Origin of the sequence: Glaciecola sp. HTCC2999 (assembly GCF_000155775.1) — a bacterium.
In the GTDB taxonomy this organism is placed as follows: Bacteria; Pseudomonadota; Gammaproteobacteria; order Enterobacterales; family Alteromonadaceae; genus Opacimonas.
This window is the reverse complement of record NZ_DS989812.1, coordinates 388,988-402,828: the sequence shown is the minus strand read 5'-3', so window position 1 is coordinate 402,828 and position 13,841 is coordinate 388,988. Positions and strand designations below refer to the sequence as shown.

Annotated in this window: 10 protein-coding genes and 2 pseudogenes; 4 read left to right on the top strand and 8 right to left on the bottom strand. The window is 40.4% G+C overall.

Going from position 1 to position 13,841, the window contains the following annotated elements; translation table 11 throughout:
• From G2999_RS13710 to yceD, 4 genes and pseudogenes are all read right to left on the bottom strand, one after another.
• Positions 1-242, bottom strand: a pseudogene (locus tag G2999_RS13710) (3-oxoacyl-ACP synthase); the annotation flags it as partial.
• 9 nt (positions 243-251) lie between these two features.
• Positions 252-1,270: pseudogene (gene plsX / locus G2999_RS12205) on the bottom strand (phosphate acyltransferase PlsX).
• Between the two features lie 12 nt (positions 1,271-1,282).
• On the bottom strand, positions 1,283-1,453 hold the full coding sequence (rpmF, locus tag G2999_RS08085) for a 50S ribosomal protein L32 (protein WP_010180535.1): 171 nt from the start codon (positions 1,451-1,453) through the stop codon (positions 1,283-1,285).
• A 3-nt stretch (positions 1,454-1,456) separates the two neighbouring features.
• Positions 1,457-1,987 (bottom strand): 23S rRNA accumulation protein YceD, encoded by a 531-nt coding sequence (yceD, locus tag G2999_RS08080; RefSeq protein ID WP_010180533.1) that lies wholly within the window; start codon positions 1,985-1,987, stop codon positions 1,457-1,459.
• Between the two features lie 143 nt (positions 1,988-2,130).
• Between yceD and G2999_RS08075 the strand changes: the two genes are divergently transcribed.
• The gene (locus tag G2999_RS08075) at positions 2,131-2,718 is read left to right on the top strand and encodes a nucleoside triphosphate pyrophosphatase (RefSeq protein ID WP_010180531.1); all 588 of its coding nucleotides are present in this window, start codon (positions 2,131-2,133) and stop codon (positions 2,716-2,718) included.
• A 44-nt stretch (positions 2,719-2,762) separates the two neighbouring features.
• Here the strand turns inward: G2999_RS08075 and G2999_RS08070 are convergent, their stop codons facing one another.
• Both G2999_RS08070 and rluC read right to left on the bottom strand, forming a co-directional pair.
• Positions 2,763-3,404, bottom strand: a complete 642-nt coding sequence (locus G2999_RS08070) for an HAD family hydrolase (protein WP_010180529.1) — start codon at positions 3,402-3,404, stop codon at positions 2,763-2,765.
• On the bottom strand, positions 3,401-4,351 hold the full coding sequence (rluC, locus tag G2999_RS08065) for a 23S rRNA pseudouridine(955/2504/2580) synthase RluC (protein WP_010180527.1): 951 nt from the start codon (positions 4,349-4,351) through the stop codon (positions 3,401-3,403). Before rluC ends, G2999_RS08070 begins: the two co-directional genes overlap by 4 nt.
• A 553-nt stretch (positions 4,352-4,904) precedes the next feature.
• Here rluC and rne point away from each other — a divergent pair.
• Positions 4,905-7,811, top strand: coding sequence for a ribonuclease E (gene rne / locus G2999_RS08060; RefSeq protein WP_010180525.1), 2,907 nt, complete (start codon positions 4,905-4,907; stop codon positions 7,809-7,811).
• Between the two features lie 113 nt (positions 7,812-7,924).
• Here the strand turns inward: rne and G2999_RS08055 are convergent, their stop codons facing one another.
• Together G2999_RS08055 and topA are read right to left on the bottom strand one after the other, a co-directional pair.
• A complete protein-coding gene (locus G2999_RS08055; protein ID WP_010180523.1) occupies positions 7,925-8,476 on the bottom strand; it encodes a DUF2058 domain-containing protein in 552 nt (183 codons plus the stop codon).
• Between the two features lie 14 nt (positions 8,477-8,490).
• Positions 8,491-11,205 carry a type I DNA topoisomerase gene (gene topA / locus G2999_RS08050; protein WP_010180521.1) on the bottom strand — a complete coding sequence of 905 codons (2,715 nt, stop codon included), beginning with the start codon at positions 11,203-11,205 and terminating at the stop codon, positions 8,491-8,493.
• A gap of 331 nt (positions 11,206-11,536) precedes the next feature.
• Between topA and astB the strand changes: the two genes are divergently transcribed.
• The gene (gene astB / locus G2999_RS08045) at positions 11,537-12,877 is read left to right on the top strand and encodes an N-succinylarginine dihydrolase (protein ID WP_010180519.1); all 1,341 of its coding nucleotides are present in this window, start codon (positions 11,537-11,539) and stop codon (positions 12,875-12,877) included.
• A gap of 93 nt (positions 12,878-12,970) precedes the next feature.
• Positions 12,971-13,841, top strand: an 871-nt coding sequence (locus tag G2999_RS12200; RefSeq protein ID WP_010180515.1) for a dicarboxylate/amino acid:cation symporter, incomplete at its 3' end; no start/stop codon positions are given.

Sequence of the window (13,841 nt, the reverse complement as noted above, 5' to 3'; positions counted from 1 at the left end):
GTAGTCGCACACACAATCATATCGATGGAAGATTTATCAATACCCGCATGTTCAATTGCATCCTTAGCGGCCTCAGCTCCCATCGTTCCGGCTGTTTCATGTGCGCCAATGATACGTCGCTCTTTAATACCTGTTCTATCGGTAATCCACTCATCAGTGGTATCGACCATTATTTCAAGGTCAGCATTAGTGCGTACGTCGGAAGGAAAATAACTTCCCGTACCAATAAATCGTGAATACATGGTTGTTTGCTACTCCAGCAGGATATTTTCTATCGTGGTTTTTATTTTCGTGGGAACTTGTTGCTCAACTTCATGTATGGCTTGCTCTATGGCATGAAAAACCGCATTAGCTGACGCATTCCCATGACTTTTTATGACAATACCCTGTAATCCTATCAAACTCGCTCCATTATACTGGTCAGCTTTCATTTTTTTTAACAAACGACGAAAAACCGGTAAAGCAATTACAGAGAAGACCTTATGCAACCAAGAGGATTGAGCTGTGCGCTGAATTTCATTCAGTAAAAATTTAGCAATGCCCTCACTGGTTTTTAACGCAACGTTACCTGTAAAGCCATCCGTAACAATTACATCAGCTTTCCCAGTAAAAATATCAGTACCTTCAACATACCCAATGTAATTGAGTGATTTGGTTTTGGCGATTAAATCATTAGCAAGCTTAACCTGTGCATTGCCTTTATTATTTTCTTCACCCACGTTCAATAATGCAATACTAGGTTTGGCAATATCGGTTAAATGTTGAACTAATACTGAACCCATAACCGCATTTTGAAATAAAGTTTCAGCATCATGACTCACATTGGCACCCAAATCGAGTAACCATACTGGGTGGGATGCTTGTGTGGGGAGTGACGTAATTAATGCCGGGCGGTTGATGCCTGGTAACGTTCTTAATATGAAAGATGCTAACGCAAACAAAGCGCCTGTATTACCAGCACTGACACATGCATCTGCTCGGTTATCTTTCACAAGTTCAATCACACGGCGCATTGACGCATCTTTTTTTGTGCGTAACACAAACGATGGTTTGTCTTGCATCGTGATTTCATCTTGGCATGGTGAATGGTAATGCGTGACGCAATATCACTATTGAGTTCTGCGGTAATACCAGTGATCGTCTGGGCATCGCCACAAGCAATAATGTGTAAATTGGGATGGGTTTGAAGTGCTTTAATTGCACCCGAAAGAATGATTGGGGGGCCGAGATCGCCCCCCATCGCATCTAACGCAATGGTTAGTACTGGCATCATGAAATTGGCTTAGTTGCCAATGACTTTTTTGCCTCTGTAAAAACCATCCGCTGTCACATGGTGACGACGGTGAGTTTCACCTGATGTAGAATCGACAGACAAAGTTGCGCCTGTTAACGCATCGTGTGCACGACGCGTACCACGTTTAGCACGTGTTTTACGATTTTGTTGTACAGCCATAAATTACTCCTGGTCTCGCTTAAGTTCTTGTAAAACCGCAAATGGGTTTTGTCGCTCTTGTTCCGGTTTGAGTTTACCGAAAGTCATATCATCTTCAGTTACAGTACACGCATCCTCTGCATGGAGCGGTACGATAGGTAAAGAGATAATCAGTTCATCCTCAAATAATTGTAGCAGATTCACTTCTCCGTGTTCGTCTACTTCAACCGGTTCATAAGCCTCAGGTAACTCCAGCTCGTCAATGTCAGGCCCCTGCACGGGCGTGAAACAAAAATCAACATGCACTGTTTGCTCTAGGAGCGAGTTACAACGTTGGCAGATAAGTTGCGCTGATGTATCGAGTGTTCCGTGAAACAAAGTAAGACTCTGCGCGTCTTTTTCAAACTTGGCCTCGACGTGAATTACATCGTTACATCCAGCGACTGCTTCCGACCACCTAGGCATGTCCGAAGCGCTCATAACACCAGAATACTCTGAGCGTTTATTGGCACTTTTGACAGGATCGATGACTTTTGGCAATTTAACTTTCTGCATAACGCGCGCATCATATAGATTTCAGCTCGAATAGTCAAAGTAATTATTCATGATAAACATCGCTAATGCCCTTAAAGATTGGCTTTTTTATCTGATACGCATACTATAATTATCAATCTATCATTTTATACGTTTTGAGTTTTATGAAAAATATCGTCTTAGCTTCATCTTCACCTTATCGACATGCATTATTATCACGACTTAATTTACCATTCCAATCAATCTCTCCCGAGATAGATGAAACTCCCCTAAACAATGAAAGCCCAGATGCATTAGTGAGTAGACTTGCCTACGAGAAAGCGTTCGCCATTGCAAAAAACATTGATAATACAGTGGTGATTGGGAGTGACCAAGTCGCTACGATTAAAAACCAGATTTTGACTAAACCAGGCAATATGGAAAATGCTACAACACAATTGTTAGCTTGTTCAGGTAATAACGTTACTTTTTATACTAGTTTATGTGTGGTTGATACACAGAAAAATAATCATCATCAAATAGTAGATACATTCACAGTCGGGTTTAGAGATTTATCCATACAACAAATAAAGCGTTATTTAGAAATAGAACAGCCGTTTGATTGTGCCGGGAGTTTTAAAGCAGAAGGAATGGGGATCACATTATTCACTCATTTAAGTGGTCGTGACCCTAATTCACTTATTGGATTACCCTTAATACAGTTAACTACCATATTACAGGAGTTAGGGTTAGACCCATTAGGCGAACATTAGCCTTACTATTTATAAACTATATTTAAATAACTGACTGATTTAAATCAAAGATACTCTAATAGCGCTAATGGATGACTAATAATAGCTTTGGGTGTATGTTGCATTAATTGTTCAGGATGATGCACACCATAATCAACACCAATGCGGTCCATACCAATACTTTGAGCCATTTGCATATCGTACGTCGTATCTCCTACCATCAAACATTGTGAGGGTGTGAGTCCTTGTCGCAAGATAATCTGTTCAAGCATATCTGGGTGTGGTTTTGATTGTGCTTCATCTGCAGTGCAACTATCAATAAAAAAATGTTTAGTGTTTGTTGCAACCCAAGCGCGTTCTAAACCTCGACGCGCCTTCCCTGTTGCAACAGCTAATAAGAGATGAGGTTGAAGCCGAGTGAACAATTCAAGGGAACCTGAAAAAAGAGGACAAGGTGTCTTATCAGTGGCTAAAAAAGCATGTTTATATGCAGCGACTATCTGTTGTATCTTTAAGGGATCACTTAAAGAAAATAATTGACCGATCGCAGGCGCTAAGCTGATGCCAATAATATGGGCGACTTCTTTATCCGTAGGTATGGGCATTTGGCAAACATGAGCAGCATGTTGCATACAAGCGATAATCTTAGCCGCCGAATCCATGACGGTACCATCCCAATCAAATATCACGCATTTATACTGATTCATGTTGATAACTTAGCAATGATATTCGTGAGTTGTTCATCATAAGGAGCTTTGAATGTCACTTGCTCAAGTGTTTTAGGATGAATAAAAGATAAACTGTGTGCATGTAAAAATAATCTTTTTAAGCCTTGCGTCGCTAATTGAGCGTTACCATCAATGTCATTATATTTTGGGTCACCGCCAATTGGGAAACCGGCATGTAAGCAATGAACACGGATCTGATGTGTTCTTCCAGTGATAGGCGATGCTTCAACTAATGTTGTTTGCGCAAAGGCTTGTAAAACACGATAGCGAGTTTCACTTGGTTTACCTTCAGGGTTTACATTAACTATTCTTTCCCCCGATTTAAGTACGTTTTTTAATAATGGCGCTTTGACTTTAAAACGATTTTCAGGCCATTGCCCCCATACTAAGGCGTGATAACGTTTCTGCATCTTTTTATCACGTAATTGTTCGTGTAAATGACGTAACGCAGAGCGGCGTTTCGCAACAAGTAAGATACCGGAAGTGTCTCGATCAATTCGATGCACTAACTCCATAAACTTAGCATCTGGTCGTAATGCTCTTAGCCCTTCGATTAAACCAAAAGATAACCCACTACCACCGTGGACGGCTAAACCAGAAGGTTTATTAATCACCATAATACGATCATCTTCGTAGATAATATAATCTTGCATGACAGCGACTTTGTCTAATTTAACATTCACCGGTTCTGGGGCATCACTTACTCTAATGGGTGGAACGCGTATGACATCATGGGCTTGTAGTTTATATTCGGGTTTAATACGTTTTTTATTAACACGCACTTCTCCTTTACGCAGAATTCGGTAGATCATGCTTTTAGGCACGCCTTTTAAATGCGTTTTTAAGAAATTATCAATGCGCTGGCCAGCTAACTCTGGATCGATTTCAACAAAGCTAACTTGCTGGAAGGTTTCATTATTATTCATAACTTCCTATTTTACATGATAATTATTATCAATGTCCTGTTTATTTAACTTGCGCCATTATGGTTTTACAGCGATAATATTAAAAGTTGGATACCTGAATGCACAAAAACAGCTATCAACTGCGGATAATGATAAAGATTTACTGCCTAATAACGTTAGGTTTGATGCTAAAAAGAGCTTCAACATTTATCCGGATGAGCATCTAAATCGAGTTTGAGCGCCAATAATTTTGGCTATTAGTATGACAAATTTAAATACCCTCTCTCGATACCATGCATATATAAAACATTGTGCCGACATGAAAGAATAGATTTTTTACACACTGATTGGGCGATAACATTTAACATAAGTTGTTGTAGTATCGCTAGCCATCATTGTGACAACAATAAAACATACAAGGTATAATGATAAACCTCCTTACCCTAGAATATAAGGGATATTAGGCGTTTAATTCATTAATTACCTCGCTTTATATTATTTGTATATAAACTTTGTTTGATGCGCTTCAGCGCCCTTTCTTGCTTGTCTGCACCACAAAAAGAATGAATGAATAATGAAAAGAATGTTGATTAATGCAACTCAATCTGAAGAGTTGCGTGTCGCACTTGTAGATGGTCAAAAATTATATGACCTCGATATTGAAAGCCCTGGACATGAACAAAAGAAAGCGAATATATATAAAGGTACAATAACAAGAGTTGAGCCTAGTTTAGAAGCTGCATTTGTTGATTATGGTGCAGACCGCCACGGTTTTTTACCCCTTAAAGAAATTGCCCGCCATTACTTCCCTAAAAATTACACGTTTGAAGGTAGACCAAATATTCGTGACGCTGTAAAAGAAGGTCAGGAAGTTATTATCCAAATTGATAAAGAAGAGCGTGGCCAAAAAGGTGCGGCTTTAACCACTTTTATTTCACTGGCAGGAAGTTATTTGGTATTAATGCCTAACAATCCTCGTGCTGGTGGTATTTCTCGCCGCATCGAAGGAGATGAACGAAGTGAATTGAAAGCGACTTTAGACCAATTAGAATTACCTAAAGGTATGGGACTAATTGTTCGCACGGCAGGTGTTGGTAAATCATTTGAAGAGTTAGCATGGGACTTAAAAGTGTTACTCACTCATTGGGAAGCTATTACCGCAGTCGCTGAAGAACGCCCTGCTCCGTTTTTAATTCACCAAGAATCAAATGTCATTGTACGTGCCATCCGTGATTATTTACGTCGCGATGTCGGTGAAATAATCATTGATAAGCCTGCTATTTTTGAGCAAGCATTACAGCATATTGAATTGGTTCGACCTGACTTTGCTAATCGTGTGAAACCATATACTGGTGATGTACCATTATTCAGTCACTACCAAATCGAAAGTCAAATAGAATCTGCTTTCCAGCGCGAAGTTCGTCTTCCTTCTGGTGGCTCTATTGTGATAGATCCAACTGAAGCCTTAACCTCGATTGATATCAACTCAGCCCGAGCGACAAAAGGCGGTGATATTGAAGAAACAGCATTTAATACTAACCTTGAAGCAGCGGATGAAATTGCTCGTCAATTGCGTCTGCGTGATTTAGGTGGTTTAGTGGTTATCGATTATATTGATATGTCTGTTAACAAACACCAACGTGAAGTTGAAAATCGCATGAAAGATGCAGTTAGCGGTGATCGTGCTCGTATTCAATTAGGTCGTATATCACGTTTTGGTTTATTAGAGATGTCGCGCCAACGTTTGCGTCCATCACTAGGCGAATCAGCACATAACGTTTGTCCTCGTTGCGCAGGTACAGGTACAGTCCGTGGTACTGAATCACTAGCATTGTCCGTATTACGCATCATTGAAGAAGAATGTATTAAAGATAATACCGGCCAAGTCGAAGCGCAATTGCCAGTGGACGTAGCCACTTATATCCTTAATGAAAAACGTAAAGCGTTACGTGAAATGGAAGAGCGCAATAAAGTAGAAGTATTGGTGTTACCAAATCCAAATTTATCTACGCCGAATTTCCAAATCGAACGACGTCGTCCAGAGGATAAAGTATCAGGGATCAGCTACCAATTAGAATTAGCTGAATCAAATGAACAAATACAAGAAGCAGCATCTGCTGTACCAGTGCAACGTGAAGAGCCAGCTTTAAAAGGAATGATTGCACCTAAAGCCGCACCATCTCCTAAACCAGCAGAAGCAAAAGCAACACCGAGTCTTATTGCTGGTTTTATTGCTTGGTTAACTGCGTTATTTGCTCCTAAGCCAGCACCTAAAGCGAAAGGTAAGGGTCGTGGCCGTAATAACAATCAACGTCGTCAAGGTCAAAACCGTAATCGCAACCGTAATCAGCGTAATCGTAACCAAGGCGATAAAAATGACGCACGTGATAACAATGTAAACGCCAAAGATAATCGTGAATTACATGATAGTAATGATGCCAAAGAGGGTAAATCAAATCCTAGACGTAATACTCGTAACCGTAAACGTCACGATAACGACGAAGGTGATAATGGGCAACAAAAACGCCGTCAACCACGTGCGACAGAAACTAGTGATGTAAACGATGCACCTGCACCTAAAGAGCGTCGTAAACGCCGTGACAATCGTAAAAACGTACGTGTAACTAATGAAGCTAGCACCGCTGAAGAAGTGAATACGATTGCAAGTACATCTGAACCCGTACAAAGTGAAGTAATTACTACCGGTGATGAGTCAGTCAATACCAATGTCGAAGCAAATGATACGGTACCGACAGATAAGAAAACCCGTTCACGTCGCTCACCTCGTCACGCTCGTGCTGCAGGCCAAAAACGTAAGCAGGAAGAACAAGCAGAGACTGAAAACGTTTCGCAAACTGTTGAAGGACAAACAGCGCTTCCATTAGAGGAACCAACCGGTGCTCAAATCCAAGCTATTGTAGAAGAAAACCAGCAAATAGCTCTGAGTGCTGACCATGGAGAAGATACGACAACCGAATCAACATCATTATCTAATGAAGAATTAGAGGTTAAACGTAATAATTCACTGATTGAATCTGATAATGCTGTAGAGAGCTCAAATGATGTTATTCAAGCAACATCTGAAGCTATTGATAAAGCTAAAGAAGATTTAGATAGTGTGTCTGAAGTTGTGGATACACCGATTCAAGCGCTATTAGATATATCAGAAGAGACAGAAGTCACATCGACTGAAGCATCAACTGCAATCGTTTCGGAAGCTGTAACACCGGTTGACACCATATCTGCACCAGAAGAAATTACTGCACCAACCTCTGTTCCCGCAGTATTAGCGCCTAAAGCACATGCATCACATCCAATGGCTTTACCAGCGGTTTTAGCGCAAGAATTTGGTGAGATTGTCGTAAAGCAAAAAGATAACTCTGAACGCTATGAGTATGTGAAGACAGAAAAACGTGCCGACATGCAAAGTGTCACTTCGCGTGTATCAGCACCTACAACATTACCACTGAGTGTTGATTAACTCACTATAGTGATTAGATAGATACAAAAAAGCACCTTACGGTGCTTTTTTTATGTCTCTAAATATATCATTAGGTAGTTCAGGCATTGGTAATACTTGATAATGCTATTGAATTACCACATTAAATCATCAGGGATATCATAAACTGCATACCACTCGTCATCTTGAGCTGTGGACTGTTCTGATTCAGGAATATCGTCCGCACGATAGACAATCGCCTCAGGATGCCGCGTTACAATTTTATCCGCAACCGGCACTGGAATAAGTTCATAACCATCATTCAATTTAGCGATGGCTAGACGTGCCTGGGTAATTAATTGATGAGTTGCACTATCTACATATAAACGCTTAACAACATTAGCATCAGTAAAGTTAACCACCACATCACCTTGCCCTTTGGGTTGTTTATTTACTTCAATAAGCTGTTTGACCTGCGCTAGCACTTCTTTTGCTTCACGCACTTTCGCCTGCTCAGCAGCTAGTGCAGCATCCTTTGCTTGCTTAGCTGCTAAAGCGGCTTGGGCATCTAACTTTGCTTGGTCAACGGTGACAACTTTTTGTGTTTGCGCTAGTTTCTTCGCTTTATGCTTTTGACGCTTAATTTTTTTGGCTGCCGATTTATCTGCTAAACCGGCTTTAAGTAACTGTTCTTGTAATGAGGCCATTTAAGAATCCTAATTTATGATTTCTTTGCAGCCGGTTTACGTTTCGCCGGCGTTTTTTTCGCGGTCTTTTTTACAGCCGGTTTTTTACGCTTATCATCTGCGACCCATTTACCACCTTGATACCATGCTGACCATCCTGAAGCCTTACCTTTTTCTGCTTCAGACATTACATACTGCTCTTTGGTTTTTCGACTAAAGCGAACAATCGTTGGCTGTCCATCGGGATCGGCTAATGGTGCATCGGCTAAATAATGAAATTTCGGTGATATTCTATCACGATATTCTTTCAATTCAGCCACTAAAGGCGCTCGTGTTTCTCGTGATTTGGGGAAATTATGCGCTGCTAAAAATATACCTGCAGCTCCATCTCGTAATACAAAATGCGCATCAGATTGGGAACAAGGTAATTCGGGTAAATCGACCGGATCCTCTTTAGGCGGAGCCGCTTCACCACTTCTTAATAATTTACGAGTATTCTTACACTCTTCATTAGTGCACCCAAAGTACTTACCAAACCGACCGTTTTTCAATTCCATATCACTGGTACATTTATCGCACTCAATGATTGGACCGTCATAGCCTTTGATTTTAAATGTGCCGGTTTCGATTTCAGTGCCTGGGCACGAAGGCGTATTACCACATACATGTAATTTACGCGTTTCATCAATTAAATAGCTATCCATCGCGGTATCACAAACAGGACAACGATGTTTTGCTCGTAGCATCTCAGTTTCTAAATCTTGATCATCAGATACTTTAATCGCTTCATCACCTGGCGTGAGATTCATGGTTTGGGTACAGCGCTCTTTTGGCGGTAAGTTGTAACCAGAACATCCTAGAAATACGCCTGTAGATGCAGTTCGAATATTCATGTCTCGCCCACAATCGGGTTTGGGACAAGTCACACTTACCGGTACAGCAGAATTAAGCTCCATACCCCCCTCTTCAGGGGTTTTCTCTGCCTGAACCAGTTGTGTATAGAATTCACCGTAAAAATCGTTTAGCACGTCTTTCCAACGTTTTTCACCGTGAGCAATGTCATCTAGACGCTGTTCCATCTTGGCTGTGAAATCAAAAGATAACAATTCTTGGAAATTGTCTGTTAATCGGTCGTTAACAATCTCCCCCATCTTTTCTGCATAAAAGCGTTTATTTTCTAAACGCACATAGCCACGGTCTTGAATGGTTGAGATAATCGAGGCATACGTGGATGGACGGCCAATACCGCGTTTTTCTAATTCTTTGACTAACGATGCTTCATTAAATCGAGCAATCGGCTTAGTGAAATGTTGCTTAGGATCAAGTTTGTCTAATGCTAATACATCACCTGGTCTTAAATCTGGTAATAATAAATCATCATCGCCTTTACGCTTCACCTGCGGTTGAACACGTGTCCAACCATCAAATTTTAGCACTCGACCTTTCGCTGTTAACTCGTAATCGCCTGCTTGCACACGTAAGGTCGTCGAATCATATTTAGCTGGAACCATTTGGCAAGCAAGAGTTTGACGCCAAATCAATTCATATAGGCGCTGAGCATCTCGCTCCATATCACCTAATGATGCTGCTAGTAACTTCACATTGGAAGGACGAATGGCTTCATGGGCCTCTTGAGCACCCTCTTTCGCACCATAACGAATTGGATTCTCTGGGATATATTGTGAACCAAATTGGTCTTGGATATATTCACGCGCCGCGTTCACGGCATCATTACTTAGATTCGTTGAATCTGTACGCATATAGGTAATGTGACCGGCTTCATATAAACGCTGCGCCATAGTCATGGTTTTCTTTACCCCAAAACCTAAGCGTGTAGAGGCTGCTTGTTGTAATGTTGAAGTAATAAATGGGGCACTAGGACGTGATGAGGAGGGTTTTGATTCACGTGCAACGACCGAATACTGAACCTTCTCTAGAGCCGCTACGGCAGTATCAGCTTGATTCTTATTAACCGGCTTAAACGCTTTATCTTGGAATTTTGCAACTAACATACGCAGATTTGTGGTTGCATTTTTCACAGTGGTTTGTTGTAAATCAGCGTGAATATCCCAGAATTCTTCAGGTTGGAAAGCTTTAATTTCACGTTCACGCTCTACCACTAAACGCACGGCTACTGATTGAACTCTCCCTGCAGATAAACCTCTGGCGACTTTTTTCCATAATAATGGAGACACCATAAAGCCGACAACACGATCCAAGAAACGACGGGCTTGTTGAGCGTTAACTCTATTAATATTCAACTCGCCAGGGTTTGCGAACGCTTCTTGTATGGCTGATTCTGTGATTTCGTTAAATACAACGCGTTGATAAGTTTTACCTTTAGTACCTAGTAACTCTTGCAAATGCCATGCGATTGCTTCTCCCTCTCTATCCAAATCGGTCGCAAGATAGATAGTGTCAGCATCTTTCGCTAGTTTTTTTAGTTCGGCAACCACTTTTTCTTTACCAACTAGAATTTGATAATGAGCTTGCCAATCATTTTGAGGATCAATCCCCATTCGGTCAACGAGCTTTTCATACTCAAATTGACGTAAATATTTTTCTTTTTTGGTATCGGTCCAAGTCTTCAATTCTTTGGCTGGTTTTTTAGGCGCTACATTACCTAATGCCTTAGTTGGGAGATCACGTACGTGACCGACACTGGATTTCACAACAAAATCTTTGCCTAGATATTTATTTATTGTTTTCGCTTTAGCTGGCGACTCGACAATAACTAATGATTTTGCCATAGGTAAAGGTAATCCTTTGAAAATGTTTAAAAAAATGTCACTTATTAGCTTGTTTTATATGAACAAGTGAGGATTTGTACTCTAATTAGATATATCTATAAAATGCATATAAAACAAGAAATTATTCATACTTACCCAACAAAAATTCCGTAAGTATATAATTTTTATGACTTTTTTGATAAATAAGATTTGCGTAAACTGATTAACTTACGTCATACTATCAACAAAAATACAGTCTTACGTTAGTATTTAGCACATCTAATAGGCCTCGCACATTAATCTTAGCGACCTTGAATGTCAATTATCAATAGCGCTTTAGAAGGAAGTTAATATGCCACATGTAGAAATGAACTTTGATGGATTAGTTGGCCCTACCCACAATTATGCGGGTTTGTCTTATGGCAATGTCGCTTCGTTAAACAATGCTAAAGGCATTTCTCATCCTAAACAGGCAGCTAAGCAAGGGTTGGTTAAAATGAAAACCTTAGCTGATTTAGGGATATCTCAAGGTGTATTAGCACCACAAGCAAGACCGGATGTAAATGTTTTAAGACGTTTAGGGTTTACCGGTAACGATGCGCAAGTCATCAATAAAGCAGCAAAATCTGATCCTATATTATTATCTGCCTGCTATTCGGCCTCCTCGATGTGGACAGCAAATGCTGCCACTGTTTCTCCTAGTGCCGATACAGCGGATGGTAAAGTGCATTTTACCCCTGCAAACTTGACCAATAAATTCCACCGTTCAATTGAACCAGAAACAACTGGTCGCATATTAAAAGCTACTTTTAACGACTCAAATATATTTGAACACCATGCTCATTTACCTGAAAACGATCATTTTGGTGATGAAGGTGCTGCGAATCATACGCGCTTTTGTGAGGGATATGAGCAACCTGGTGTTGAATTATTTGTATATGGCCGACATGCGTTTAATACAGCAAAGCCAGCACCTAAAAAATTTCCAGCAAGACAAACAATCGAAGCGTCTCAAGCAGTTGCTCGCTTACATGGTTTAGACGAACACAATACCGTTTTTGCTCTACAAAATCCTGATGTCATTGATCAAGGGGTATTTCACAACGATGTGATCAGTGTGGGAAATCAAAACGTGTTGTTTTATCACGAACAAGCATTTGCTCATACTGAACAAGTATTAGCAGAGATCCAGCGTAAAATGGGTCAAACACACATGCACTTTATTCAAGTCCCAACAGAGGCAGTGTCAATTAATGATGCTGTAAAAAGTTATTTATTTAATACGCAAATCATTACATTACCAAATGGTGACATGGCCATCATTGCCCCTACCGAAGCTCAAGATAATGAAGCGGTCAATCAGTATTTAACAACTTTGCCTCATCTTAATACCCCCATCAAACAGGTCAAATTTATCGATGTTAAGCAAAGTATGCAAAACGGCGGTGGACCTGCTTGCTTAAGGTTACGCGTAGCGCTTAAAGAGCATGAATTATTGGCTATTAATCCACATACGCAAATCACTAATAATAAATTTATTGAATTGAATCAATGGGTCGACAAACACTATCGCGATGAATTAAGCATAGCTGATTTAGCTGATCCTAATTTGTTAAATGAATCACAAACAGCGTTGGATGAATTGACGCAAATTTTACAATTAGGCAGTGTTTATCCTTTTCAATTAGTGTAATTGTTTGTAAAGTGTCAGGTGATGTATATGCATGTAAGTGTCACATCATTCATTTTAGAAATTTCATACATACAATAATAATCAGAGGATTTCATGACGGCACTTCCTGCTTCAGATTCACATAAATTGTCACTTACCGCACGCATTTTTATAGGCATGTTGGCGGGTGTTTTGGTTGGTTTTTTGTTTAAGCTTATAATGGGCGAAAGTGGCGATCTCATCCTCTCATTTTTAGGTCTAACTATTTCTATTAAAGGCTTATTTATAGATGGGATATTTAATGGCCTTGGGCAAATATTTATCGCAAGTTTAAAGATGCTTGTGGTCCCTTTAGTCTTTGTATCGCTCGTATGCGGAACCAGTAGTTTATCCGATCCCAATAAACTAGGTCGTCTTGGCGCTAAATCAGTCGGTTTGTACGTGATGACCACAGCGATTGCGATTGCTACCGCCATATTTATGGCTTTGCTTTTTGCCCCAGGTGAAGGTCTTAATCTCACCACTGACACGCAATTTACCGCCAAAGAAGCGCCTAACCTAGTCCAAGTCTTTGTGGATATGTTCCCTGCCAACCCCATTGCGTCTATGGCGGAAGGTAACATGTTACAAATTATTGTTTTTGCGGTTATTTTTGGGATCGCGGTATCGTTATCTGGTGAAGTGGGTAAACGCGTATCTGCGGCATTTAATGACATCAACGTCGTCATCATGAACATTGTGACTATGGTCATGAATATCGCGCCTTACGGTGTGTTTGTCTTAATGGCGAAGCTTTTCGCTACCATAGGCCTGGACACTATATTAGGATTGGCCAAATACTTTTTCTTATTAGCAGGACTATTAGTGATGCATGCGTTTGTCACTTATCCAATAATATTTAAAGTACTCAGTGGCCTGAATCCATTAATTTTATTGCGTAAAATGCGTAACACGGCCCTATTTGCATTTAGCACATCAAGCTCGA

Coding starts and splice junctions, on each gene's coding strand:
- rpmF (WP_010180535.1), bottom strand. CDS start 1,453: ATGGCTGTACAACAAAATCGTAAAACACGTGCTAAACGTGGTACGCGT.
- yceD (WP_010180533.1), bottom strand. CDS start 1,987: ATGCAGAAAGTTAAATTGCCAAAAGTCATCGATCCTGTCAAAAGTGCC.
- G2999_RS08075 (WP_010180531.1), top strand. CDS start 2,131: ATGAAAAATATCGTCTTAGCTTCATCTTCACCTTATCGACATGCATTA.
- G2999_RS08070 (WP_010180529.1), bottom strand. CDS start 3,404: ATGAATCAGTATAAATGCGTGATATTTGATTGGGATGGTACCGTCATG.
- rluC (WP_010180527.1), bottom strand. CDS start 4,351: ATGAATAATAATGAAACCTTCCAGCAAGTTAGCTTTGTTGAAATCGAT.
- rne (WP_010180525.1), top strand. CDS start 4,905: ATGAAAAGAATGTTGATTAATGCAACTCAATCTGAAGAGTTGCGTGTC.
- G2999_RS08055 (WP_010180523.1), bottom strand. CDS start 8,476: ATGGCCTCATTACAAGAACAGTTACTTAAAGCCGGTTTAGCAGATAAA.
- topA (WP_010180521.1), bottom strand. CDS start 11,205: ATGGCAAAATCATTAGTTATTGTCGAGTCGCCAGCTAAAGCGAAAACA.
- astB (WP_010180519.1), top strand. CDS start 11,537: ATGCCACATGTAGAAATGAACTTTGATGGATTAGTTGGCCCTACCCAC.